General features: G+C 58.4%; 26 protein-coding genes and 1 tRNA gene. 10 read left to right on the forward strand and 17 right to left on the reverse strand.

What is annotated here, in order from left to right:
• Window positions 1-22: 22 nt before the first annotated feature.
• The 3 genes from cpaB to ACQR35_RS02540 form a co-directional block, all read right to left on the reverse strand.
• Entirely contained in the window at window positions 23-793 is a 771-nt protein-coding gene (gene cpaB / locus ACQR35_RS02530) for a Flp pilus assembly protein CpaB (RefSeq protein ID WP_430269104.1), read from the reverse strand.
• 115 nt (window positions 794-908) lie between these two features.
• Window positions 909-1,229 carry an FmdB family zinc ribbon protein gene (locus ACQR35_RS02535; protein WP_430266441.1) on the reverse strand — a complete coding sequence of 107 codons (321 nt, stop codon included), beginning with the start codon at window positions 1,227-1,229 and terminating at the stop codon, window positions 909-911.
• Between the two features lie 73 nt (window positions 1,230-1,302).
• Window positions 1,303-1,893, reverse strand: coding sequence for a 5-formyltetrahydrofolate cyclo-ligase (locus ACQR35_RS02540; RefSeq protein WP_430269105.1), 591 nt, complete (start codon window positions 1,891-1,893; stop codon window positions 1,303-1,305).
• A gap of 71 nt (window positions 1,894-1,964) precedes the next feature.
• Here ACQR35_RS02540 and galU point away from each other — a divergent pair, with 71 nt between their 5' ends.
• From galU to ACQR35_RS02560, 4 genes are all read left to right on the forward strand, one after another.
• Entirely contained in the window at window positions 1,965-2,867 is a 903-nt protein-coding gene (galU, locus tag ACQR35_RS02545; RefSeq protein ID WP_430269106.1) for a UTP--glucose-1-phosphate uridylyltransferase GalU, read from the forward strand.
• Between the two features lie 4 nt (window positions 2,868-2,871).
• Entirely contained in the window at window positions 2,872-3,486 is a 615-nt protein-coding gene (locus tag ACQR35_RS02550) for a GNAT family N-acetyltransferase (protein WP_430266444.1), read from the forward strand.
• An 88-nt stretch (window positions 3,487-3,574) separates the two neighbouring features.
• Entirely contained in the window at window positions 3,575-4,567 is a 993-nt protein-coding gene (locus ACQR35_RS02555; RefSeq protein WP_430269107.1) for a hypothetical protein, read from the forward strand.
• A 78-nt stretch (window positions 4,568-4,645) separates the two neighbouring features.
• Window positions 4,646-4,718, forward strand: a tRNA-Ala gene (locus ACQR35_RS02560).
• Between the two features lie 56 nt (window positions 4,719-4,774).
• On the opposite strand, the gene ACQR35_RS02565 is transcribed toward ACQR35_RS02560, so the two are convergent.
• Complete coding sequence (locus ACQR35_RS02565) at window positions 4,775-5,254, reverse strand: hypothetical protein (RefSeq protein ID WP_430269108.1); 480 nt, start codon at window positions 5,252-5,254, stop codon at window positions 4,775-4,777.
• A 419-nt stretch (window positions 5,255-5,673) separates the two neighbouring features.
• Between ACQR35_RS02565 and ACQR35_RS02570 the strand changes: the two genes are divergently transcribed.
• A complete protein-coding gene (locus ACQR35_RS02570) occupies window positions 5,674-6,321 on the forward strand; it encodes a hypothetical protein (protein ID WP_430266447.1) in 648 nt (215 codons plus the stop codon).
• A 79-nt stretch (window positions 6,322-6,400) separates the two neighbouring features.
• Here ACQR35_RS02570 and ACQR35_RS02575 read toward each other — a convergent pair whose 3' ends face one another.
• Window positions 6,401-7,660 (reverse strand): glycoside hydrolase 5 family protein, encoded by a 1,260-nt coding sequence (locus ACQR35_RS02575; RefSeq protein ID WP_430269109.1) that lies wholly within the window; start codon window positions 7,658-7,660, stop codon window positions 6,401-6,403.
• 77 nt (window positions 7,661-7,737) lie between these two features.
• Window positions 7,738-8,640 (reverse strand): diacylglycerol/lipid kinase family protein, encoded by a 903-nt coding sequence (locus ACQR35_RS02580; protein WP_430269110.1) that lies wholly within the window; start codon window positions 8,638-8,640, stop codon window positions 7,738-7,740.
• Window positions 8,641-8,880: 240 nt separating this feature from the next.
• On the opposite strand from ACQR35_RS02580, the gene ACQR35_RS02585 reads away from it, so the two are divergent.
• The gene (locus ACQR35_RS02585) at window positions 8,881-9,714 is read left to right on the forward strand and encodes an SDR family oxidoreductase (RefSeq protein WP_430269111.1); all 834 of its coding nucleotides are present in this window, start codon (window positions 8,881-8,883) and stop codon (window positions 9,712-9,714) included.
• Here the strand turns inward: ACQR35_RS02585 and ACQR35_RS02590 are convergent.
• From ACQR35_RS02590 to ACQR35_RS02600, 3 genes are read right to left on the reverse strand one after another with little or no spacing between them, the layout of a single operon-like run.
• Window positions 9,698-10,405, reverse strand: a complete 708-nt coding sequence (locus ACQR35_RS02590) for an alpha-ketoglutarate-dependent dioxygenase AlkB family protein (protein WP_430266452.1) — start codon at window positions 10,403-10,405, stop codon at window positions 9,698-9,700. The genes ACQR35_RS02585 and ACQR35_RS02590 overlap by 17 nt on opposite strands.
• On the reverse strand, window positions 10,402-11,064 hold the full coding sequence (locus ACQR35_RS02595) for a methylated-DNA--[protein]-cysteine S-methyltransferase (protein WP_430266453.1): 663 nt from the start codon (window positions 11,062-11,064) through the stop codon (window positions 10,402-10,404). The genes ACQR35_RS02590 and ACQR35_RS02595 overlap by 4 nt, the downstream gene beginning before the upstream one ends.
• Window positions 11,061-11,594, reverse strand: a complete 534-nt coding sequence (locus ACQR35_RS02600; RefSeq protein WP_430266454.1) for an RNA polymerase sigma factor — start codon at window positions 11,592-11,594, stop codon at window positions 11,061-11,063. Before ACQR35_RS02600 ends, ACQR35_RS02595 begins: the two co-directional genes overlap by 4 nt.
• A 152-nt stretch (window positions 11,595-11,746) precedes the next feature.
• Here ACQR35_RS02600 and ACQR35_RS02605 point away from each other — a divergent pair, with 152 nt between their 5' ends.
• Entirely contained in the window at window positions 11,747-12,358 is a 612-nt protein-coding gene (locus ACQR35_RS02605; RefSeq protein WP_430269112.1) for a dihydrofolate reductase family protein, read from the forward strand.
• Window positions 12,359-12,381: 23 nt separating this feature from the next.
• On the opposite strand, the gene ACQR35_RS02610 is transcribed toward ACQR35_RS02605, so the two are convergent.
• The 4 genes from ACQR35_RS02610 to ACQR35_RS02625 all read right to left on the reverse strand — a co-directional run bounded on the left by ACQR35_RS02610 (window position 12,382) and on the right by ACQR35_RS02625 (window position 16,199).
• Window positions 12,382-13,521 carry an acyl-CoA desaturase gene (locus tag ACQR35_RS02610; RefSeq protein WP_430269113.1) on the reverse strand — a complete coding sequence of 380 codons (1,140 nt, stop codon included), beginning with the start codon at window positions 13,519-13,521 and terminating at the stop codon, window positions 12,382-12,384.
• Window positions 13,522-13,635: 114 nt separating this feature from the next.
• The gene (locus tag ACQR35_RS02615; RefSeq protein ID WP_430269114.1) at window positions 13,636-14,511 is read right to left on the reverse strand and encodes a metal-dependent hydrolase; all 876 of its coding nucleotides are present in this window, start codon (window positions 14,509-14,511) and stop codon (window positions 13,636-13,638) included.
• 71 nt (window positions 14,512-14,582) lie between these two features.
• Window positions 14,583-15,578: a magnesium/cobalt transporter CorA gene (corA, locus tag ACQR35_RS02620; protein WP_430269115.1), complete on the reverse strand. Its 996-nt coding sequence runs from the start codon at window positions 15,576-15,578 to the stop codon at window positions 14,583-14,585.
• An 87-nt stretch (window positions 15,579-15,665) separates the two neighbouring features.
• Window positions 15,666-16,199 carry an Lrp/AsnC family transcriptional regulator gene (locus ACQR35_RS02625; RefSeq protein ID WP_430266458.1) on the reverse strand — a complete coding sequence of 178 codons (534 nt, stop codon included), beginning with the start codon at window positions 16,197-16,199 and terminating at the stop codon, window positions 15,666-15,668.
• Window positions 16,200-16,373: 174 nt separating this feature from the next.
• Here ACQR35_RS02625 and ACQR35_RS02630 point away from each other — a divergent pair, with 174 nt between their 5' ends.
• Window positions 16,374-17,621, forward strand: a complete 1,248-nt coding sequence (locus ACQR35_RS02630; protein ID WP_430266459.1) for an MFS transporter — start codon at window positions 16,374-16,376, stop codon at window positions 17,619-17,621.
• A gap of 58 nt (window positions 17,622-17,679) precedes the next feature.
• On the opposite strand, the gene ACQR35_RS02635 is transcribed toward ACQR35_RS02630, so the two are convergent.
• The 3 genes from ACQR35_RS02635 to ACQR35_RS02645 form a co-directional block, all read right to left on the reverse strand.
• On the reverse strand, window positions 17,680-18,186 hold the full coding sequence (locus ACQR35_RS02635) for an Lrp/AsnC family transcriptional regulator (protein WP_430266460.1): 507 nt from the start codon (window positions 18,184-18,186) through the stop codon (window positions 17,680-17,682).
• A gap of 28 nt (window positions 18,187-18,214) precedes the next feature.
• Entirely contained in the window at window positions 18,215-19,450 is a 1,236-nt protein-coding gene (locus ACQR35_RS02640) for an MFS transporter (protein ID WP_430269116.1), read from the reverse strand.
• A gap of 114 nt (window positions 19,451-19,564) precedes the next feature.
• Window positions 19,565-20,302 carry a nitronate monooxygenase gene (locus ACQR35_RS02645; protein ID WP_430269117.1) on the reverse strand — a complete coding sequence of 246 codons (738 nt, stop codon included), beginning with the start codon at window positions 20,300-20,302 and terminating at the stop codon, window positions 19,565-19,567.
• A gap of 105 nt (window positions 20,303-20,407) precedes the next feature.
• Between ACQR35_RS02645 and ACQR35_RS02650 the strand changes: the two genes are divergently transcribed.
• The gene (locus ACQR35_RS02650) at window positions 20,408-21,334 is read left to right on the forward strand and encodes an N-acetylglucosamine kinase (protein WP_430266724.1); all 927 of its coding nucleotides are present in this window, start codon (window positions 20,408-20,410) and stop codon (window positions 21,332-21,334) included.
• Between the two features lie 30 nt (window positions 21,335-21,364).
• Here ACQR35_RS02650 and ACQR35_RS02655 read toward each other — a convergent pair whose 3' ends face one another.
• Window positions 21,365-22,435, reverse strand: coding sequence for a pirin family protein (locus ACQR35_RS02655; RefSeq protein WP_430269118.1), 1,071 nt, complete (start codon window positions 22,433-22,435; stop codon window positions 21,365-21,367).
• Between the two features lie 40 nt (window positions 22,436-22,475).
• On the opposite strand from ACQR35_RS02655, the gene ACQR35_RS02660 reads away from it, so the two are divergent.
• On the forward strand, window positions 22,476-24,284 hold the full coding sequence (locus ACQR35_RS02660) for a glycoside hydrolase family 35 protein (protein WP_430269119.1): 1,809 nt from the start codon (window positions 22,476-22,478) through the stop codon (window positions 24,282-24,284).
• The last annotated feature ends 114 nt before the right edge of the window (window positions 24,285-24,398 follow it).

Below are 24,398 nucleotides of genomic sequence, written 5' to 3' on the forward strand. Positions count from 1 at the left end.
CGTTCAGCTCAGGTGGTTTCCATTAGGCGACCACCACAAAGAATAGCCCTCCCTTAGTGGACGCCCCGGCCAGGCCCTTTGCCTGTTCCGGGGTGGCCGCCACCACGATCAGGCCGTCAGCTTCACCGGAGGTGCCCAGCCAATTGGAGCTCCCGGCACCTGTTGAGCTGCCCGCCCCGGTGCCGGATTGGCCCGTGCCTGATCCGGCTGTAGCAGTCCACAGAACCACCACGGAGGACGCCACAGTTTGTGACTGCTTGGTGCTGCCGTAGTCGTCCGAGGAGCTGAGCACGATATTAACCAGCTGTCCTGGAGCTAACAGCCGAATAGACGAGGGATCAGCCATTCGAACCGGGACAGCTGTACTTCCTGGCGGTGCGCCGGTGAGAAGCCCAGAACCCATCAAAGCTGATTCATTGAGTAGCTGGCCTTGCCGCAGCGGGGCTGCGAGCCGCCTTCCGGCGATTTCCTTCGCTGTCACGAAGCTTCCTTGAGGAATCACGTTTTCAGGAACTTGGATGCTTTTCAGACTTGCAGGCTTGAGCTCCGCCCCCGCTGGCATGTCATGAGCCGCTGCAATCACGGTGTGCAGTTGAGCCGGCGCGGGCGTGAGCTGATAAACCACTATTGAAGCCGCAGCAGCAATCAAAAGGGCAGCGATGAGTCGCCGATTGCGTGCAAACCAACCCCACCGCGTGGAGGGACCTCGTTGGGGTGTCCTAGCGGCGCGTGCAGAAGGAGGGCGAGGGGCGAACGAGGTGGTTCGGGTAGTTCGAGGCTGGGAAGTGAGCATATGCTCACGCTATTGAGCCCAGAACGTTTCTAGGTGGGCCAAGGCCAGCTATGTGGATAACTTGGCCAAAAAAGTCAGCACAGTTCCGGCTGACTCCAACCTGGCTGAGCCGGAATTACTTGGATGCGCTAGAACTCGCCGAAGAGGCGGACGACGTTGTTGAGGCGCTTGAAGCAGTGCTGCTCGCCGAGCTAGAACTGGCAGAACTGGAGCCGGTGGAGCTAGCCGCTGGAGCAGGGCTGACAGTGCTGCCCTTGGCGTCACGTGAATCGGTGCGGTAGAAGCCGCTGCCCTTAAAAACCACGCCAACGCTGTTGAACTTTTTGCGCAAGTTACCTTGGCAATTGGGGCACTCAGTTAGGGATGAATCCGTGAATTGCTGAAAAATCTCGAATTCGTGGCCGCAGTCCTTGCAGGCGTAAGCGTAGGTGGGCACTGGTTCTCCTTCTGGTCCAAAACAAAGGGCTGTGGGTGAATGTCTTAGCAGTCACCACGCCCGAGTGCCAATTCTACCAGTCGTAAATACCCTCTGGCGTGATAACAGCATCCACCGGGTAGTCGAATTCCTCTGCGGGGATCCGCGCATCGCTGAGGAATTCCGAAGCGAAGGTGACTGCCGCCGTCGGACACTGAATTCCGTGAGAGCGCAGCTTCGCGAGGAAACGGTCGTAGTAGCCGCCGCCTTGGCCGATCCGCTGGCCGCTTCCGTCAACCGCTGTGGCGGGCAAAATGACGCCGGAGGCCTCGGCGAAGGCCGTCGCATTCAGACGCTCACCTACCGGTTCCCACAATGGTGCGAATCGGCTGCGTGCCATCTCCATCCCGGGGAACCACAACGTCCAAGAAAGCTGCCGTTCCGGCTCGCAAATCGGAAGCAAAATACGATGCCCCGTGCCGTGTAGGGCCTCCAACAACGGCATGGTGGGTGGTTCCTGCCCCACGCCCACATAGGCGCTGAACAGGGCAGGCCGCTTCGACAGTGACGCAGCCCAAGCGAGCCCCTGAGCGGCGATGCCCCGGCCAGCAGCATCCAAATCAGCGCTGGTGAGGGCGGCTCGGGCGGCCCAATGTCGCCGTCGAACCTGCTCTTTGCTCTCCATTTGTACTCCTCGCTGAGGCGCCATAACGGCCCTGACTTATACATTTCACGGCTGTCAGTTAGATTAGTCGAGTGAATACAGCAAAGGTTCTTCGCAAAGCAGTTATCCCGGCCGCTGGCCTCGGCACCAGATTCCTGCCGGCCACCAAGGCTATGCCCAAAGAGATGCTGCCGGTGGTTGACAAGCCAGCCATCCAGTACGTTGTTGAAGAAGCCGTGAAGGTTGGACTCACCGACATTCTGATGGTGACCGGCCGCAGCAAGCGTGCGCTCGAGGATCACTTTGACCGTGTTCCTTCCCTGGAGTCCACGCTCGAAGCCAAGGGCGACACCAAAAAACTTGCCGCCATCCAAGAAGCCACCAACCTTGGTGACATCCACTACGTCCGCCAGGGTGACCCCAAGGGCTTGGGGCATGCAGTGTTGCGCGCCCGCCAGCATGTGGGCGACGAGCCCTTTGCCGTGCTGTTGGGTGATGACTTGATCGATCCCCGCGATGAACTCTTGAGCACCATGATCGAAGTGCAGGCAAAAACTGGTGGCTCCGTGATCGCGTTGATTGAAGTTGAGCCGTCTCAGATCAGCGCCTACGGTTGCGCCGACATTTCAGAGATCGACGGCGAAAACTATGTTCGGGTCAATAAACTCGTGGAGAAGCCGGACGCAGGCGAGGCACCTTCCAACCTGGCTGTTATTGGCCGCTACGTACTGCACCCGGCCGTCTTTGATGTCCTCGAAGAGACTGCACCGGGCCGCGGCGACGAAATTCAGCTCACCGACGCTTTGCAGACGTTGGCCGCCGGTGACGGCGAAGGCTATGGAGTTTATGGTGTAGTTTTCCGCGGGCGTCGTTATGACACCGGTGACAAGCTGAGCTACCTGAAGGCTGTTATGACACTCGCAGTGGACAGTGAAGATCTGGGTGCTGACTTGCGTGAATGGTTGCCCGGTTTTGTTGGTTCCCTCAAGGACTAACTAGGTGCTGGGGCCCGGAATTTGGCCTGTCACGCTTGAATGTGGTGACTTGATTCTCCGCCCGATTCGATATTCGGACCGGGCGGAGTGGACAGACGTTCGAGGACGTAATTTTTCATGGCTACAACCATGGGAAGCTTCAAATCCTCAACCCGGCGGTGGGCTGCCCACCTATCGCCAGATGGTGCGCTCACTAACTGATCAGGCAAGGCAAGGCACAGCGTTGCCGTTTCTGATCACCGAACGGACGCCAGGATACCGTGAGCCTCGAATTGTGGGGCAACTGACAGTTTCATCGATTCTGTGGGGCTCAGCCATGATGGCCACCCTGGGATATTGGGTTGATCAGGCATGCGCCGGCCGGGGGATTGCCCCCACGGCAGTGGCCATGGCTACGGACCATTGTTTTCAAACGCTGGGCCTGCACCGGATGGAAATCAACATCCGTCCGGAGAACGCGCCTAGCCTTCGGGTAGTGGAGAAACTTCATTTCCGCGACGAAGGCCACCGGCCCAAGTACTTGCACATCAATGGCCAGTGGGCCGACCACCGGTCCTTTGCGTTGACCTCTGAAGAGGTCCCCGACGGCCTTTTAGCACCGTGGCTGCGCGGGGAGTGAAAATTTAGGACCCTTTTTGGGTGCAGAGTGCGCGACACACGCTAGGTAATGCCCAGACGATGGCCAATTCCCTCATAACGTAGAGCCTGTGGACTTCCCTTTGAGCAGCTCGGTGATACTTGTCATCGCCGTTGCCCTCTGGCTGCTGTGGGTGGCGCCGTATGTATTGCGCGTAAGACGTGAAAACGCTCAGCTTGCCCTCCAAAGCGCTGGCGAAGGAAACTTCGCCCATGAAGCCCACACCGTCAGCAATCTTGCGCCGGGGACCCTTCACCAGGCACCCGTGCAGCAACAGGAGAATTCCATGAACAGCACCGTTACTGCCACAGGTTCACAGCTGAATTCAGGCACTGAGCAGTCTGAGCCCGCAGCCGCCACATCACCCGAATTCCATGTGCGCTGGGGCAGAACTTCGCTGGCGGTTGCAGGGTTGCTGTTCCTGTTTGCCGGTGTGGTGATGGGGATTCTGCGAATTTTTGATATTGGCGTCACATGGTTGCCCGGTGTGCTCTTCTTGGGCACTGCCGCTTCTGTAGTGACTTTGCGCCGTCTGGCGATTGCTGATCGCCGCGCCAAAGTAGACGCAGCGTTTCGCGAAGCCATGAACCCGAGCAGCGGAAATGTTGTGGCTTCAGCTCCCCTTCTGGTGAAAACCGCCAATCCCGTGTTCGACGCCGACGCTACCGCCGCCGCGGCTAAGGCGAGTGACGTGGAAGCTAAGCAGAGTGAGCGCAAGGCGATGACCGCCGTCGAACTTCGCAAAGCCGCTCTGGCGGTTGCCGAGGCATCTGGCGACCTGCCTTTGCAAACCCCTGTAGCTGAGCGCGAGTGGGCCCCGGTTGAGGTTCCTAAGCCAGCGTACGTGGGTGCCGCTAAGGCTGAGCGGCCAGCGCCTGAGCCGCTTGATCTGCCGGCCGAGCCCAAGCCGGTTGGACGCCCCAAGCTCAAAGACGGAGCAGTGGCTCCGGACATCAATGGGGGTTTGGTAGCCACCGCGTCGCCAGCTGGCAAGTACGTCGCATCCAAGACCGGCAGCGCTCTGGGTAACTTGGACGACGTGCTGCAGCGCCGCCGAGCATAAACAGCTTTTCTGACCTGTTCTCGACTGGCGTCAACGCCCAGAAATTTGTAGCCTAAGTGAGCTGGTTTACACCGGCGAGGGGCTATAGCTCAGTTGGTAGAGCGCTTCGTTCGCATCGAAGAGGTCAGGAGTTCGAATCTCCTTAGCTCCACTCTCAAATAACCCGTCAGTACATGGAATGTCCGGTACTGGCGGGCTTTTTGTTTGTTATTTGAGGCTGAGCACGTCATCAATAGGGCGACTGTTAACTACTACCTGTGCACTCGTGGCCCCAGATGCAGCCATGGCCGTGTATTCAAGTTGTGCCTTCGCCCGCGGAATGTCGCACACGCCACCCAGCCTAAACTGTCCCTCGAGCCAGATGGTGATGGTACTGCCGGACAGGTCCCCGGCAACATAGCTCAAATCTGACTGATACAAAGCGTTCACCAGTCCGGATTGACCGATTTCATGATCCTTGTTGGCCAGCAAGGTGCGGATGCTTGGACCCACCTGGTCAGTGAATCGGACCGGAGCAGTGGTGGTGGCAACGAGGCTATCTCCGCAACCTAACCCGGGACCAGCCACACCATTGTCACCTACGGCGATGTAGTAAATTGTCAGCGGCGCAGTCTGCTCCGGGAGCCCAGAACCAGCGGATTGGGTGGCCGTCGGTGTGGGCGTTTGCGTGAGTGTTGGCGTGCCCAAGGACGGGGTAGCCGTTTCGACCGTGGTTGGAGTCGGCGCCGTTGTGTTCGTGGGGGTTGCCGCTGTGTTTGACGTTGCGGATACGACTGAGGGTGCCGGGGTAGGCGGGCCGGTGCATCCCGTGAGTCCAACGAGGGCAGCGAAACCGAGAGTGTAGAGCGCTGAAGACCCGAGCCGGTGGTGCTTCGTCTGACACTAGATTCGCTACAAAATTGGACATGCGCACCCGGGATTCCGGCTGCCCATGTCCAATTTTGTAGCGGGAGAAAGAACTAGCCCGCCACCACGGTGGTGATCTCACGCGCGGCGAGGTAATCGGCGTCGTGCACTTTGTTGGTGCGAATGAGCATAGGGATAATGCCTGGGTCGCGATGCGTTTGCTTTGATTCGGGGTGTCTGAAGGATTTGAGGGAGAGATAATGATCACGGAGTGGCCGGGTGTGCTGGATCCCGAGCGGCTAAACGCGAGCCTCGTGGAGACCAATTTCCGAGTATCCGATGCGGCAAGGGTTGGAAAATGGGACGAGGTCTTCCGGCTTCTCGACTCGGATAGCTTTGTGCATGTGAATCAATGGCGGGTAGGAGGCGGATCGTGGTTCACGCCGTTGCACCAAGCTGCGTGGCACGGGGCACCCGTGGTAATCGTGAATCGTCTCCTAAGGCTCGGAGCTTGGCGCTCACTGAGAAATGCCGACGGCGACAGGCCCATCGACATTGCCGCGAAGCGAGGTCATCACCATCTCTTTACCGCCTTGGCAGTCCCCGATTTGACGCTACAAGAGCAGCAGAATTTCACATCCTGGGATGCTCATTTGGCTGGCCTCATTGCCGAACGCACTCGCACGCTAACGCCCACTAGATTTCGGCAAGTCCCGACCGAAATTCTCGCCTTGGACGACTTGGAATCTCTCTGGGTCCCCTATCCCGGGATGTACGGCGGATTCGACGTGTCCATTTATAAGAATCGTTTGTTTGTTGAGAGCTGGAGCCGTGTAGTCGGTGGCTCAGGGCAGGCTCATGTGATTACCGAGCGGGACTGTGTACTTGTTGACCAAGGCTTCGTCTGACACCAGATTCGCTACAAAATTGGACATGCGCACCCGGGATTCCGGCTGCCCATGTCCAATTTTGTAGCGGGAGAAAGAACTAGCCCGCCACCACGGTGGTGATCCCGCGCGCGGCGAGGTAATCGGCGTCGTGCACTTTGTTGGTGCGAATGAGCGCTGGCTTGATTCCGTCGGTGGCGAGCCGGAGCCACGCCCCAAAAACCGGGCCTGCAGGGTCCGTGAGTGATCGGCCCAGGCCGGTGGACTCGTCGCCCGAATCGAAGGAAACGGCGGTGGCACGCTGTTGGACGGGGACCTGGGTTGCCTTCTGTTCGGCGATCAATTCCGCAAGCCTCCGCCCGGCCGGTTTGACCTTCCGCTCAGAATCCAAGAGACCCAAGGTGTATTCGAGCTCGGGGAAGTCAGCCAACTTCCGGCTTACATCGTGCGAACACCACCACGTCACACCCCACACGTTCGGCACATCCAGCACCGGACGAAGACTGTCCTCAAGGAAGTCGGCAGCGCCCTCGGCCGGAATCGCAGGGTAGGGCGCCCCGATCTCCTGCAACCACACCGGCCGGCCCGGGTCATCCGCCCACGCCTGCGCCAACTGCACGAGGTAATCTGCAAACAGCGTCCTTGCAGGATGGCCCGAGGGGAACAATTGAGCCACGGCCGTGAAAACCCACGAATGCACAGTGGTGGCGTCCCCTAGGGTGGCCGCATGTCGCGGGGTGACAGGGCAGGAATCCACGAACCACACGTTGTCATCGAAGCTGTGCTGGTGCATACCATCGGGGAGAACGCCGCCGATTTCATCAAGCTGACCGCGGATCCAGGCACCCATCTGATTCGGGGTGGTGAGCTGCTGCTCCGGATGACGAGTCACAGCGAACTGGTTCGTCTCATTCCCTAGAGTCATACCAAGGACGTTAGACCGAGCCGAGATCTCCGTAGCGATCGCCCGCAAGAGGGCAGCCTGCGCCTGGATGACATCAGGATCCGTGTAGATGTTGCGGCGGTGCCAACTTGTCACCCAGGCCGGCAAAAAGTCGAAGCTCGACAAGTGCCCCTGCAAGCCGTCCACATTCACGTCTAGGCCGAACTCGGCGGCAGCATCCACCACCCGTCCCACATCGGCAATGCCTCGGGTGCGGATGTGTGTGCGGTTCGGTTGAAGCAACGGCCAGAGCGGAAACACCCGGACGTGATCTACACCCAAAGAGGCAATGGATTCGAAATCGGCCCGAACCGCGTTAAGATCTAGGTCCTGCCATGAATGGAACCAACCATCGCTCGGCGTGTAGTTCACGCCCCAGCGCAATGACCGCACGGGATCTCCGGATGCTGCACTCATCAATTTCTCCCTCGTTCTGACCCGCCAAAGAGTGGCTATTCTTGCGGGGCCCTCACCACGGCAGGATCACCGTGAACCTACTGAAACACACTTGAGTTTCCTGGCACCAATACGCGCACGGATGCCTGCTCGATCGTCATCGTGGCAGGCAACGGACCGAGCATCTCGCCGTCGGCAAAAATACTCAGCGGTTTGTTCGCGTGGATTCGAATTTCCTTCCCGCGAACAAAGGAAATCCCGGGACGTTGCAAATGCCCGCCCCGAAAAGAGGCCAAAAATGTTGCCACCACCCGGAAAATTGAGGCTTCGCCCAGGCTCACAACGTCCAGGAGCCCGTCGTTGACCTTAGCCTCGGGACAAATGTGCAGGCCGCCGCCATATTGACCTACGTTCCCTACAGCTACAAACCAGCCTGGGAACGTGCTTTCCTGCCCATCTACGACGACGGTGAAGGTGACGTTCTTCCATTCGCGCAGTGCTTTGAGTCCGCCGTATAGGTACGTAAACGAGCCCAGATTCAGCTTGGCATCATTGCCGTACTGGTTGGCCAGCCCATCGAAGCCCACATTGGCCACACCAAAATAGGGCCGCCCGTTCACCAGCCCCAGATCAACGTCCCGTACCACCAGCGTACTTATGGACGCTACCGTTTCGACTGGATCCACCGGCAGGCCCAGACGCCGCACGGTGTCGTTGCCACGTCCGCCGGCCAGCGGCAAAAGAACAGCTCCTGACTGCCGGGCACCTCCGGCCGCCGCACCCAAAAAGCCGTCCCCGCCCAAAGACGCCACCATCGTCCCGGGAGAGGCATGCGCTGCACGCTCGGTGGCCTCTTCGAGGTTTTCGGTGACCGTGACCGTGGGTGCATACCCCGCGGATCGGAGCGCTTTTTCAGTCGCTTCGCTGAGTTTCAAGGCACGGCCACGGCCCGACGTCGGGTTGACCAGTAGCATTACTTCTCGCGCCTGAGTGGGGCTCACGACTTTCTCCCTGTAGCCTGTGGCGCCCTCCGCGAGTACACCAAAAAATTCTGATACTGGCGATCTCCGCTTCGGTCAGCAACTGCTCGCCCAGCAATACTACTTGGACATGTAGAGTCGGGACCCTTATGACTATCACTGCAAATAGGCCGACATGCTGGGCAGTATCAAGTACCTTGTTGGCCAAGGTGGGATTATGAATCCGGGCAGCCTCATTCCCTCAACGAAGACGGAGAAGTTATGAACACCATCATTGGATCGCTCGAAGGATCAGTAGTGCTGATTACCGGCGCCGCAATGGGCATGGGAAAGATCTATGCCCAACTCGCTGTAAAGGATCGGGCAAGCCACGTGGTGCTGTGGGACGTCAATGAAGAAACCCTCAACGCCACAGCCGCGGAACTGAGTGGCGGGGCCTCGGAAATCCATCCATATGTGGTGGACGTCAGCAAACTGGAGGACATCCAGGCTGCTGCCGAACGGGTCCGCTCGGAGGTTGGCTCACCGGACGTGCTGATCAACAATGCCGGAATTGTCCGCGGCAAGTACTTTTGGGAGCACGAGCAAAGTTCGGACATCGCCTTGACCATGAACATCAACAGCCTGGCCCTGATGCACATTACTCGCGAGTTCTTACCGGCCATGATCGAGCGCAAACGTACTTCCAGAATTGTGAACGTTGCTTCCGCGGCAGGTCTCCTGGCCAATCCGAAGATGAGCGTTTATTGCTCCTCTAAGTGGGCCGTGATTGGGTGGAGTGAATCTTTGCGTCTGGAGCTCAAACAAGCCGGACACGGACATATTGGTGTTACTACCTTCTGCCCCTCGTACATCAAAACGGGAATGTTCGAGGGAGCCCGTGGCCCATTGCTTACACCTCTGTTGGAACCGGAGGACGTTACGGAGCGTGTCTGGAAAGCCATGAAGGCTGCCACGCCGATCGTGATGATGCCGTGGACCGTCAAGCTCAGCACAGCTCTGCGCGGTGTACTTCCGGTGGCGGCGTGGGACGTTGTGGCAGATAAAGTTTTTGGGGTTTACAAGTCCATGGACCATTTCACTGGCCGGAAGTAGCGTCCGTTAGGCCAGTTACTCGCATGGTGATATTGATCCGCCCGCGGTTGATGCCACAACCCTCCGGGGCACTTGCCGGGATGATCTTCTGTACCCCGTGGAAGGCCAACCGTGCAGGACCGCCAAAAACAAACATGTCCCCTGAGGCCAGAGAGATGTCCTCATAGGGTTTGTTGCGGTTCTGCGAGTTGCCAAAACGGAATCGGCAAGAGTCGCCGATGGACAGGGACACCACCGGTGCTAGTGAGCGCTCCTCGGCGTCTTGATGCATCCCCATGTGAGCCTGCTCGTCGTAGTAATTCCCGAGGATAGCGTCTGGGCGGTAGTCAACTGCCGAGGCTGGTAGGGAACTCAGTGTAGGGCTGTGCCGCTGCGCTTCGGCGATGGCTTGTTGCCCGAGCCGTACCATCCAGTCCGGGACGTCCAAAACCTTATTGCCGTTGCCGTCCACTGCTTCACGCGAATATTGGTAGGGCCGCCAGTACCAACCCAAATGTACTGACTTGACGCTCATCGGATGACCGCCGACGAGCGGTGACCGAGCCGGGACGGGACCCTGTGTCCACTCGCTGAAGCGCGCGACCAACCAGGACTGCTGCTCAAGGTTCAACCATCCCGGGACCCACACTGCACCGGGTCTCAGTTCGCGTGGGGGCCTGATCAGATCTGCGTCTGAGAAAAGATTGCTCACACTGCCCCTTCTAGCTCCAGCAGAGCAGTCTTGGCCTCCACACCGCCCAAGTATCCACCCAACCCGCCATCCGAACGTAGCACTCGGTGGCACGGAATAACGATAGGCAGGGGATTGGTGGCACATGCCGTCCCCACTGCTCGGACGGCTTTGGGGTTCCCGGCCATCAGCGCCATGTCTTTGTACGTTTGCGTGTGCCCATAGGCAATTTGCGGCAAAAGCTGTTGAACTTGCCGACGGAATCCAGCCGAGAGTGAGTAGTCCAACGGCAGCTCGAAGCTGCGCCGAGTTCCAGCGAAGTACTCACTAATTTCACGGCTCGCCTCAACAAGCACAGATGGCGCTCGCAGAATCCGGCCGCCGAGTTTATTGGCCAGACTCTCAAGTACTTCGTTGTGGTCTTCTCGGTCAAAGGCCACGCGCACCAAACCGTGTTCTGTGGCTGCCAAAAGAAGCAGGCCCACAGGGGTCTCAACTGTGGTGTACGAAACGTCCACGATGCCTTCCTTCGCGGCCGCAGCGGCCAGCCGTTGATGTAACCGAGTCAGGTGATCCGCTGACGCCCAGACGAAGTCCAATGGCCCTTGGACGTCAGCCCGCTCCTGCAGACCTACGGGATGTTCGCGGTTGACGTCCTCCGGGGGGAAAATGACGGTCATGACTTTGCTCCTTGCACTTTGAGCTGTTGTTCTGCCGCTGCGTAGCGTTCACCAATGACGGCTTCGAGAGAATCACGCATTCGGGCCATTCCGTCAGATGCTGCCCGCCGGGCGGCGGCGGGAGTGCAGTCGAGCAGTTCGGCGATCTCTTTATAGGAGAACCCGGCAATGTGATGGTACGTCACAGCAAGGCGTTGCTTGAGAGTGAGGCTCGCTAGCGCCTCCCACAATTCGGTGTGTTCGGCTCCGGGAATTCCGAGCAGAGATGTACGTTCTGGAAGTTCATCTGTGGCCGTTTCGATGCGCTGCCGGCGACGGATCACGTCAATAGCTTTGCGGTGCGCAATGGTCACTAACCATGCCTCATGATTAGCTCCGCTTGGGAGACCGGGGTAAGCCTTGAGTGCTGCTAGAAAGGTTTCTTGCCATGCGTCATCTGCATCCGCGTGTGGGCCCAGCACTGCTCGGCAGACCCGGATGACCGTGCCGCCGTGCAGCTCTATGAGCCGCTCAAAAGGCAGGGTTGTCATGCTTCACTCCGCTACTAACCATCACTCTGCTCCGCTCGTTGCCATTACACACTGTAGACGTGTGGCAGGCTGCAAATGTGAGGTTGAAACAGAAAAAACTTTGAAGTTGCCTACCCTAGTCTTTGCGGGACTTTCAGTTCTAGACTCAGCCCATGCACCCCAACGCTGAAACACCACGCTTGATCTATTCGGCAATTACATCTTTGGACGGTTACGTCGCTGATGAGGCTGGAGACTTCCAATGGAGCGCGCCCAATGAGGAAGTCCACGCGTTTATCAACGAACAAGAACGCAGTGTGGGAGTGCAATTGTTGGGGCGCAGAACCTATAACGTTATGGACGTGTGGGACGAGCTTTACGGTGACACATCGCAACCCCAAGAGATGCAGGATTTCGCCAATATCTGGCATGGGCAGGACAAAGTCGTGTACTCACACTCTGCACAAGAGGTCAGCGCACTGAGAACGCGGTGGTCCAGGAACTTTGAACCAGAAGCCATTCGAGAACTCATCAAAAATGCCGATTCCCATGTGGGAATCGGCGGTCCAACGCTTGGAGCCGAAGCGCTCAAAGCCGGGCTTGTGCAGGAGATTCAGCAGTATGTGAATCCGGTCATCATCGGCGGAGGTCTGAGTTTCTTGCCCCAGGGCCTCAAGCTAGATCTGCGGCTAGTGGAACAAAGAACTTTTGCCAATGGTGTGGTGTTCCTGCGTTACGAGGTTCTCGAAGAACTCGGCACAAACACCACACCGCCGGCCAGCTAGAAGACTAGGGAAAGTCGAAGAAACTACCGAGTTCGCATAGCGCCAGTGATGGGGCAGCTAAACATTTCTACCTTGCCGTGACCCACACCGTCGAGGAAGTCCAAGATCGAGCTAAAAGCCTCGGGGAGGGTAGTGGCTGTGTACTTGATGCCCTTGTCCTTGCAGAACTGCTGGACCAGAGGCTGAACACGACGCAGGCTGCGGCTGGACATGGTGGGGAACAAGTGGTGTTCTACCTGGTAGTTCAGTCCACCCATCAGGGCGTTGATGGTCCAACCGCCCTTGATATTGCGGGACATCAATACTTGGCGACTCAGGAAGTCAATGCCAGCATCTTTGGGAACAATGGGCATACCAAGGTGGTTCGGCGCGAACACCAAACCGAAGTACAGGCCAAAGAGACCCAGCTGAACACCCATCCACGTGAAACCGATAGTGGGGCCCAAAAACAGGACAACAGCTGTGGGCAGTGCTACTAAGCGGATCGCTAGGAAGAGTGCTTCTTGGGCGCGGTGCGGGACTGTTTCTTTGGGGTTAGCTACGCGGAGAATCGATTCGCGGTGCAAGTCTAGGCCCAAGAGCAAAAGAATCGGGAAAAAGAGTTGACGCTGGTGACGTGCAGCCCAAGCACCAATGCCGGTGCGGGTGGCAGCGTCTTCTGGGGTGAAAACGAGTGCTCCGGGGGCGATGTCATTGTCCTTGCCTACCTTGTTGGGGTTGGCGTGGTGACGACCGTGCTTGTTGAGCCACCAGCCGTAGCTCAGACCCACGGCGAGGTTGGCGAGAATCCTTGAGGCGAGGCCGTTCGCTGCACCGGATTCGTAGATTTGGCGGTGCGCTGCGTCATGCCCCAGGAAGGCGGCTTGGGCGCAGAAGAAGGAGAACAGAGCAGCGGTGATGAGGTTCCACCAAGAAGGGCCAATCATCACAAACAATGCGATAGTTGATGCCAGAAGTAAGCCCAGACGCGCCATCCGCCAGTGGTACCAACTCAACTCGCGCTTAAACAGGCCCATTGATCGGACGGTCTCGGTGAGCTGAATGTAATCTGTGGCGGCCTTATTCGGCCGTGGTGCGCGGGTTGAACCCAAGCTTGTGGCTGAGGTTCCGGTAGCACGCGTGGTGTTATCCGACGTCGTGCGCGGCATATCTGTAATGGTCATTGGTCCTCCGTAAGTCTGTCCCACTAACGAACTTACGCAAAGCCATTCAAACAAACGTCCCGCCGCCGTACTGCCGGCACCCTACCGGGGTAGGGGGCGGTCAGCGGCAAGCAATTACAAGGTGACAGCGGCAGTTTCCATGGTGAGTTGGAGGGCACCATTTTCTTCGCTTAGTTCAAGCCCCACGGCCACGGTGGTTAGTTGTGAAAGTGATCGCAGGTGGGTTCCTCCGCAGGGAATTCGCGCAGTTCCGCTGGGCAACTCGCATACCCATTCGCGCAGATCGGTGAGGAATTCGCCGTGGGATTCAATCCGTACTTCACCGCCGCTGGCCACCCACTGAACCAATTGTTGGTTGAGAGCGTCTTGCAAAGCTGGCAAGTGTGCTACGAGAGATTCTGTGGGGAACCCCTTTTTGCGCAAGGATTTGCCCAGTCGGTAAACATCGCGGGAACCGTACTCTAGGATTGTGGAGCTTTCAATCGCGGCACCGTCGAAGTCAGGGTTACCCAAGGCATCAGGCCGGACTTCTTTGGTCCACTGGTCCGCGAGCACCTGGTTGAGGGCTAGGGATGCCAAGTGGCAGCCTGTGTGGCCGGCGCTGAGCGCGGCGCGGTAGGACTGTTCGACGTCGATGCGAACCTCTGCGCCCTCTTTCAGTTCCGCGTCGGCGGGCAGAATATGGACTACTACAAAGGCCCAGCCTTCGGCTCCTCTGCGGACTGGAACGTCTGCCCCAACATAAAGCGTTTGGCCATCGCTCGCCCCGACTACGCAGTCGATGACGTCGAAGGCGATGTCTCGGGTGCGAATGGTGGCCTGATCTGAGCCTTGGTCCGGCCAGCCCACATCGAGCGGGTGGCATGGCGTTTCGTCCAGTAGCACGGCGAGGGTTCCATCCTCAAGCCGTTGGGTGTGGATGACCGTCGCGGAACCTCCCACGGCACCCTTGGCATAGCTGATGGAGGTATCGCGAAGGGGGAGAGTCATACCTTCCAGCTTAACGTGTGGTACTACGAGAGCCCAGACCGGTAGTAGGTGAGGCGGGTCGTGACCGAGAGTTACATCCAGCCCTTTTTCTTGAAGATCGCAAACATGATCGCTGCGAGACCGATCATCAGCCCGATCGCCATGGGGTAGCCGTAGAGCCACTCCAGCTCGGGCATGTGCTCAAAGTTCATGCCGTAAATGCCGGCAATGATGGACGGGGCAAAAAAGATCGCAGCCCAGGATGAAATCTTTTTTACTTGTTCGTTTTGTTCCGCGCTGGCTTCGTTTTGCCGGTTGGCGGTGAGTGTCCCGTCCAAGGTCAGGGCGTTTTGCAGGATGTCTCGGAAGGCGTTGGCACGTGAGATGAGCTGGGCAATGTGGTCCTCAACGTCGCGCAGATTGCGTTGAAGTTCAATGTCCACGCCGTATTTTTCGAAGCCATTTTTGAGTCCCTGGATCATTTCTGGCAGTGGGTGAATGGCCCGTTGAAACTGGATGACTTCGCGGGCGAGCTCGTAAATACGCCGTGATACGCCCGAGTCGCCGTTGAAGAGTTGATCTTCAATCTCGTCGATATCGTTTTCCAAGCCGGCTACAACCGGTGCGTAGTCGTCCACTACCCGGTCTAGCAGAGCGTAGAGAACCGCTTCGGGGCCGCACGCTAGGAGCTCCGGGCGTTCCTCGAGACGACGCCGAACGGAAGCCACGCCTGCCGTTTCAGCGTGGCGGATGGTCACTACAAAGTTGGGGCCAGTGAAAACGTGGAGCTCGCCAAATTCCACCGTTTCTGTGGCGTCGATGTACCTCGCTGGGCGTAGAACCGTGAACAAGGTGCGGTCGTAACGTTCGAGTTTTGGACGTTGATGAGCTGAGACGGCATCTTCTACAGCCAATGAGTGGAGGCCAAACTCGGCGGCAACAGCCATCATCTCCACTTCGTCCGGACGGTACAGCCCAATCCAGGCCATACCACCGTGTTCAGCGAGACACTCAACGGTTTGGAGTAGTCCTTCCGGCTGGGCAACACGTTTGCCGTCCACGTAGACAGCATTGTCGACGATTGTCACTTGGCTCCTCGAACTTGGTTGCAGGAATGATGACTGGAGTGCGGTGCGGGCCAAGCCATCCTTGAATTGTAGTTCTGGGGCATGGTGTTATTTTTCAGCAGTCACACCGGAACGCTGTGTGGTAGGAGCTGAAGTTCCTGATTTTCCAGCCGGAACATTTGTCATCCTGCTGATCAGAGGCTCGGTCCGGTAGGCGATGTGAGTGTGGAGGGCCAGCGAGGTCTCAGTACGAATGACCCCCTTAATACGCAGGACTTGGCGCAAAGTGTTTTGGAGGTTGTGGGTATCGGTAGCAACCACCCGGCACCAGATGTCACCACGGCCGGAAATTTCGTGTACTTCCAGAACCTGGCTGATGAGCCGCAAGGCGGCTATAACGCCGTCTAGTTCGCGGTGGTTCACTTCGATCGTGATAAAAGCTACGACGTCGTAACCCACCGCTTCTAGGTCAACTTCCCTGCCGCCGCTGTGCAGTACGCCGGAGCGCTGTAAGCGCTTAAGGCGCGTCTGGGCCGTATTGCGGGCGATGCCCAGCGAAGTGCTCAAATCTCCAATCTGAATCCGCGGATCTTGGACCAATTTGAGCAGGATTTTCAAATCAATGCCATCAAGGTTGTTCATTTCTTCACTCCAGCGCAGCTCGAATTTCATATTTTGCGCACAATGATCAATCTTGACACGAATATGGCCCCTTTAGCTCAGTATTGCCGGAACATTTGAGGTATACGCCAGCGTGGGCTGAGCGTCACTGCGCTCAGTCGCGAATGACAACCCCTCAAGCAAGGCAGGCAGACCGTGACAGTTATTAGCGAACTGCGAATGCGTCCCGCCAGCACTGAAGGCTGGGCATGGGACGCATCCGTCACCGCTCGGCTGGTGGTGTCCGGAATTGTGCTGTTTGTGTTGCTGGTGGGCGCAAACTTGGCCACTCCGCTCTACCCACTTTTGCAAGCGCACTTAGGGCTCAGCAGCTTCGATGTCACTGTGGCTTTTACCAGCTATGTTTTGGCGCTGATTGGCACTTTGTTGGTGGCCGGCCATTGGTCCGATCACATTGGTCGCCGTGCAGCGATGGTTCTGGCGGTGCTGGTTAGTTTCGCCGGGGGACTGGTTTTTGCGTTCGCGGGCAACTTGCTGATGCTTTCGGCTGGACGTGCCTTGCAAGGTGCTGCTGTTGCTCTTGCAACAGGCGCCTGCTCCGCGGCCTTGCGGGAACTTTTGCCGTTGCGTCCAGAATGGGCTTCGCGCTTTACCTTGCTCGCTTCCTCCGGTGGTGTGGCTGCTGGTCCAGTGATCGGCGGTTTGCTTTCGCTATTCCCTCACCCCGTCAGTACACCGTTTTTGGTTCAAGCAGGAATCCTCGCAGCCCTGTTGGTTCCGTTGTGGATGATCCGTGCACGCCCGGCCATCAAACACATAGAGCACGGTTACGGATTGGAAGCCCTTGCCCCGCGCCGGCCACAGATTTCCCGAGAAGCTCGCGGAGCCTTCTGGATGGCATCAATGGTTGGCTTCTTAAGCTTCACCGTGTTTGGCTTTTGCCTCTCGTTGGCTCCTGCGTACTTCGCGCCGGTAGTGCACGCCGACTCACGCCCACTGGTCGGTTTGCTCGCTGGTCTGACCCTTGGGGCCTCAGCGGTGAGCCAGCTGATGCGAGCCGAGGGCAAATTCCGCGTCTCCACCGGGCTCACTGTCCTGGGTGTCTCGGTAGCGGCTATGGCGTTCGCCGCTGCAGCCAACGCGCCATGGCTTTTAGTCTTCGCTTGCATCGCCGCCGGGGCAGGACAGGGCATTGCGTTCCGGACCGTATTTAACACCGTGGCCAACAAGGTTGAACCGGCTCGCCACGCGCAGATCATTTCTGGGGTTTACGTGATTACCTACCTAGGCAGTGCGATCCCAGTGCTTGGCCTCGGTTGGGCTGCTGGCTACTTTGGCTTGGCAGCGTCAGTGGCAGTTTTTGCCGGGGCTTGCCTTGTGGTGGCGTTAGTCCTGGCAGCTTTCGCCTTCCGTAGCGAACTTCGTGAAGCCCGGGCAGCTTAAACCTCAAGCAACGGCACTAGCTATCGAACGGCCGTATCCGTCTAGCCGGCTAGACGGGCTAGCCGTCCAGCGGCCCGGGATGCCCCGGAATGTGATCAAACACCAGAGTGGTTTCGGTATGGCCCACTACGGGATCCGGCGCCAGATTATCCAGGACCCAGTCGCGTAGGTCTTCTGTGGTGGCAACGGCAATGTGCAAGAGATAGTCCACCGAACCAGAGGTGTGGAACGTTGAGAGCACCGCTGGAAGTTTGGGCACCCGTTGCGTAAAAACGTCAATCTGATCACGGTCGTGGGCGCGCAGCCGTACTGCAACAAGCGCTTGAACGGATCGACCAATCGCGGTGAGGTTCAGTTGTGCTTCAAAACCATTGATGATTCCGCGTTCTTGCAGGGCACGGGTGCGCATTAGCGCGGTGGAGGGGGCAATGCCTACGAGCTCGGCCAGTTGTTTGTTGGAAATGCGGGCGTCCTCAACAAGGGCCTGCAAAATCTTCTCGTCAATGGCGTCCAAGGGTTCGCTCCCTGCCGCTGGCTGCCGAACATTCTTCGGTGTAATGCTCATGTTTCCTCCTACGCAGACTCTCGATTCATCATAGAGCCGTTGCTGTGGTGGTAGTTTGTGGGCGCCCCCGGTGGGCTAAAAAATTCAACAATCCGGCGAGTAAAGTCAGCCCGGCCACCAGTAGGGCAAGGGCTGGCCAACCGAAGCTTTGGAACACGAGGCCCCCGGCCCAACCGATGACACTCGAGCCAAGGTAGTAGGCCAAGTTGTAAAGCGAGGCTGCTTGAGCTCTGCCGCTCACGGCGATGGCCCCGGTCCAGCCCGAGCCCACACTATGTGCGGCGAAGTAACCGCCCGTGAGCACAATGACTCCAATTAAAACTGCGGTCAGATTGTCCGGGATGGTGATCAGGATTCCCGCAGCCATAAGTGCAATGCTGCTCAGCAACACTGCCCGCCGGCCGAAGCGAACGGTCATGGCCGCACCCCAGCGCGAGGTAAAGGTTCCGGCCAGATATGCCAAGAATATAAAGGCAATCAGCCCCGCCGGGAGCAGGAACGGCGGGGCCATCAGCCGGAAACCTAGGTAGTTGTAGAGCGCCACAAATCCGCCCATCAGCAAAAATGCTTGGGCATAGAGAGCCAGCAATCGTTGGTCCTTACATAGGGACGCCAGAAGCATGAGCGCGGGTCCAATGCCTTTGCCGCGGGCTCGAACAAAACCGCGTTGTTTGGGGAGCAACATCAAAAATGCGACGGCGGCAAGTGTGGCAAGCAGAGACGCCGCAAGAGTGCCGAATCGCCAGCCGGCAAAGTCGCTGACCACCCCTGACACTAGTCGTCCCAAGAGTCCACCGATGGTGGTTCCGGCCACATAACTGCCGGCAGCCACGGCTGCAGAAAGTTTGTGAACCTCTTCGTTGAGATAAGCCACTGCCAGCGCCGGAATGCTGCCGAGAGCCATCCCTTCCAGCAAGCGAACTGCCAAAAGCGCTGGTAGCTCTGTGCACAGCGGGAGGATGAGCCCCAAGGCGGTTGCTGCACAAATTCCAATGGTCATGGCTTTCACCCGGCCAATGCGATCCGCTATAAAGGACCACGGAATCACGGCAACGGCCAAGCCAACTGTGGCAGCTGAGATGGACAGTGCAGCGAGGGAAGCAGAGATGTGGAGCTCGGTGGCGATCTGCGGAAGTGTGGCCTGAACTGAGTACAGTTGCGCGAAGGTTGCCACCCCGGCGAGGGCCAAGGCTGCGAGTAAACGAGAGTAGGCCGCCGACCCCTTGTGGTGCCCATTCCAGTCAGTGCGGTCATCCTCAGCCATATTCTCACCCTAGAACGCGCGGCGATCTAGGCGTTAACTAGTGCCTGGGTTTGAGGATTAGCGTTTGAGGATCAGCGGTTGAGAATGTCAGCCGTCACGAACACCAGCACAGCACTAGCCCTGAAACCGCGCCAAAATTTCGGCGACAGTCCCCGACCGTGCGTACTGCCACGCCTCACCTGCCCATAAATTTAGCCCTTCGGCGTTATTCTGAGCTGCGGCTGCCGCCCGCAAAGGTGCCGTGCCAATCTGACCGGCGCACGCCCCGGCGTTCAGCACTAGGTCAAGACTTGCGCGGTTGTGGATCGCTCCGGCGGCAACGATGGGAAGATCGACGGCGGCAAGTGCCTCTTCTACATTTGTCACTGTGCCGATGAGTGCGCTTCCTACTGCATGGAGAGCGTCCACTTCGAGGGCGGAGGGCAGGCCAAAGGTAAAACTGACAAACTCCACGGGCTCCTGGGTGAGGGCAGCGATCTTTGCTGCCCAGCCGTCGTCGTCCGTTAAACGAGCCTCGGGTACCTCAACACCTAACGCGGAGGCGTAGGGGACTAGAAGTTCGCGGTACTTGGCGAGTTCGGCTTCGTCTGGTGACGTGGATTCGGGCACAAATACGTTGACCCCAAAGCGCGTTCCGGAAGTTTTGAGCGTGAGTATTTCGGCCAGCATGGAACCGGTTGTTTTGTACCCGGCGGCGAGAAATCCCAAAGCCCCTGCCTTGTGCGCGGCCTGGACTAGTGCGGTTGTGGTGGTTCCACCAGCCATCGGTGCGGCAATAAGTTCAACCCCCGCCAAATTGAGCCCCGTGGGGACCTCGCCTGTGGAGGGATTCGGCGAGATTGTGGGGGACATACTCAACTCCTGCGGACGACTGCGTAGGCTAGTGACGTGACTAATACTGCCAAAGTCGGCGCCGCTGCCACTGAAATAACTCCCGCTGATGCTTCTGCTCCCGGAATCGCCACCGGAACGGACTCTTCCACCGGTTTAGACGCTGCTATTGGTGTGGGTGCTGCCATTGGCTTGGACATTGGCGGCACAAAAACCCGGGGCATCCGCATTGAGCACGGTGCAGTGTTGGCTGATGAGACGGTGGGCAGTTCCAACGTCCAAAATGTCACGCGTGAAGAGGCAGCCAAAAACATTGCAGAGTTGCTGAACAAAATCGGTACTGCAGGCGTAACGGCCGTGTACGCAGGTGCCGGCGGTGTGGATACCCAAGAAGACAAAGACGCACTCGCAGCCCTCATTTCCCCTCACGTTCCGGGCGCCAAAATCACTGTGGTCCACGATTCTCGGTTGCTGCTGGCCGCCGGCCAGGCACAAACGGGTGTGGCAGTTATTGCAGGAACGGGCTCGGCAGCGTGGGGAACTAATCCGCAGGGTCAAGAGGCGCGGGCTGGCGGTTGGGGCTACTTGCTGGGCGATGAAGGCAGCGGATATTGGCTGGGCAGGGAAGCTGTTCGTTACAGCCTGACTCGGATGAACCAGGGACAAGAACCCGATGAGCTCACTCGCGCGCTATTGGCCTCGGTTGGACTGGAAACTCCGGACCAGCTGATTGCCCACTTCCACTCTCCGGAGACTGGCCGCCGTTACTGGGCGCAGCAGGCCCGTGTGGTGGTGGACACGGCCGACGCCGGACACGCGCCGAGCGCGGCTATCCTCACCCAAGCGGCCGCCGACTTGGCCGGGCTCGCCATTGGTGTGTTGAGTCAGCTGGGGATCGCTGGGCCGGTGATCCTCGGCAGCGGACTGGGACAAAACGTCAAACAAATCCAGGACGGCTTCCGGGCGGGCCTCAATGCTGCTGGGTATTCGGAAGTCAGGATTCTGGACCAAGAACCCATTTTTGGCACTCTGGAGCTGCTCAAAAACTCCTGAGGCTCAGCCGGATAACGCGGCTAACGTCACTTAGCCGCGTTTGCGTGGGCGGAGTTTCACACTAGGTAGCGCTGGTGCGGGGATCCTGCCAGCTTCAACACCTGCGCTTGGACCGTGCCCGGGAACAACACCGTAGCGGGCCCGGGATGTAGTCAAGGAGTCCTCGGTGTAGAGCACATCTGTGGCTTCCCAATCCTGACGAGCTTGCTCAATTTCTTCGTGGGTGCGGCCAACAAAGTTCCACCACATCAACAAGTCTTCACGGAAGGGCTCGCCCCCGAGCAGCAACACCTTGGTGCCAGTTTCGGCAATCACCCTTAACTCGCTGCGGCCTGCTCCCAAGTACGCCAGAGGACCCGGCTGAACACGGACATCGTCAACGGTGACGGATCCTTCGATCACCAAAAGTGCGTGCTCGAATTCTGGGTTCACCGGCAGCGTAGCTGCTGAATCCAAAGTGATTACTGCACCAACAATGGGGGAGTACATCTTCGCTGGGGACGTAGCGCCGGCGAAGGAACCCACCATCACGGTGGCGGCAAAGCCTTCCCCGCTGACCACCGGCAAGTCTTGGTGCTGTTCAAAAGACGGTGCGCGGTGGCGGTCCCCGTCCGGCAAGGCGACCCACAACTGGAGTCCACGGCTCAGCGGAACGTCAGTGCCGCCGTCGACCACTGAATTGTCCGGGGCGGCGCTCAAAGCAGATGCACTAACCTCACCGTTGACCAAGGAAAATTCCGAATGCGAAATCCCGTGCCCGGCCGTCATAATATTCAACTCGCCGGGCCTAACAATGACGTTGTTGCCCAGGCTGTCGCGGTGCCTGATCTCCCCGGCGAGTGGCCAAGTCACAGTCTGCAAACCTATGTGCGGGTGAGGGAGAACAGACATCAACGTCCGGGCCGGGCCAAAACTATCTAAGAAACACCATGCCCCCACAGTGGGGAGGCCGCGCTGAGGAAGCGTCCGGGAGACATTAATGGCGCGCACCCCGCCGAGGGGTACCTCGCGCTCGGGCCACAGCTGAACACATGGAGAATTCTGGTCTGCCGGTGCAGCGGGGCACACTTCGGGTTGAGGAACCACTTCAAGGTTTGTCACAGCACCACTCTAAACACAGAAACCTTGTAGCGTTAGGGCTATGTCTGCGCCCATTTTGACCTATCGCGATGGCCAACTGTTCCGCGATGCCCAGCCACACCGCATCCTCGCTGGTGCCATCCACTATTTCCGCGTTCACCCAGAGCAGTGGCAAGACCGTCTGCGCAGGCTCAAAGCCATGGGCGCCAACACCGTAGACACCTACGTGGCATGGAATTTCCACCAGCCCAAAGAAGATCAAGCCCCGGATTTCACCGGTTGGCGGGACTTGGGCCGCTTTATTGATATTGCTGCTGAGGAAGGGCTGGACGTCATTGTCCGCCCCGGCCCCTACATTTGCGCCGAATGGGACAACGCTGGTTTCCCCGCATGGCTCACGGCCATCCCCGGCATCGGCCTGCGCTGCAACGATCCAGTTTTCACCGGAGCCATTGAGAAGTGGTTTGATGCATTGCTGCCCATCATCGCCACACGTCAGGCTGCACAAGGCGGCCCCGTTGTGGCACTTCAGGTGGAAAACGAATATGGCAGCTACGGCGACGACGCCGAATACATCCACTGGAACAAAACCGCGCTCACCGAGCGGGGCATCACCGAAACGCTATTTACGGCCGACGGCGGTAACGACTACTTCTTGGATGGCGGCTCAGTGCCGGACATCTGGGCCACTGCCACCTTGGGAAGCCGTGGCGACGAAGCCGTAGCCACGTGGGAACGACGCCGGCCTGGCGAACCGTTCTTCAACGTTGAGTTTTGGGGTGGCTGGTTCGATCACTGGAACGAACACCACCACACTCGTCCGGCGGCAGAAGCTGCAAGCGAAATGCGGAAAATGCTTGATCTGGGTGGCCACGTTTGTGTGTACATGGCTCACGGCGGAACCAACTTCGGTTTGGGATCAGGCGCCAACCACAACGGCACTCACATCGAGCCGACTGTCACGAGCTACGATTCGGACGCGCCGATCGCTGAGAACGGCGAACTGACCGAGAAATTCCACGCGATGCGTACAGAATTCTTCCGCGCGCAGGGGCTCGAAGGTGTCCAGCTCCCTGAGCTGGATACCGAACTATTGGCGGCCCCGGCCGTGCTACCCGCCCAGAGCGTGTCGGTGTCTGCTGGCAAGGACTTGTTGGAGCTGGTGCGCGCCACTGCTGCACCCGTGAAAAGTGTTAAACCACTTTCATTTGAGGACCTTGGTCTCGACGGTGGTTTGGTGCTTTACCGCGCTCAAGCCGTTTTGCCGGGTCTTGTGGATGCACCTAAAGAAACTCCGCTGAAAATCCTTGGCCTTCACGACCGTGCCTATGTGTGGGTTAATGGGGCATTCATGGGTGTCCTCGATGACACCACCGCTGAGCAGGGCCTCACCGTCACGGGAACCGGGGCTACAGCCACACTTGAAATCTTGGTGGAGAACGTGGGCCGGATTAACTACGGCCCACTCTTCGGCCAAGGAAAAGGCATCCTGGGTGGTGTATTAGTGAACCAGCGCTACACCTTCCACTGGGAACAGATTCCGGTGGCGCTCGAGGCCTGGGGTTCGGCCGAGCTTGAAGAACTTGCAACAGCCACCTTCGATGCCGAAACCCCCGCAGATACCTACCTCGAATTCCCTGGCTTCACCAAGGGATTTGTGTGGATCAACGGATTCCTTCTGGGACGCTATTGGGAGATCGGACCGCAGAAAACCCTCTACGTTCCGGCTCCCTTGATCCAGACGGGAAGCAACGTGATCAAGGTTCTAGAACTGGGCAAGGCTGGGGCCAAAATTGAGTTGCGCGCCCAGGCTGACCTGGGTGAAGGCGAACCCGAGGCCACCATCGAGGCGGCAGAGCTTCCGGCATAGCTATACACAGTGAGCCGCTGACATAGTCCGGTGTCTCTGACTATGCTGGGGAGCCGGACACAAAAATGGCCCCGCCACTGTGCCACCGAATAGAGCGAGCCTTACCGATCGACC

The organism is Pseudarthrobacter sp. J1738 (genome assembly GCF_050490315.1).
In the GTDB taxonomy this organism is placed as follows: domain Bacteria; phylum Actinomycetota; class Actinomycetes; order Actinomycetales; family Micrococcaceae; genus JBNPEO01.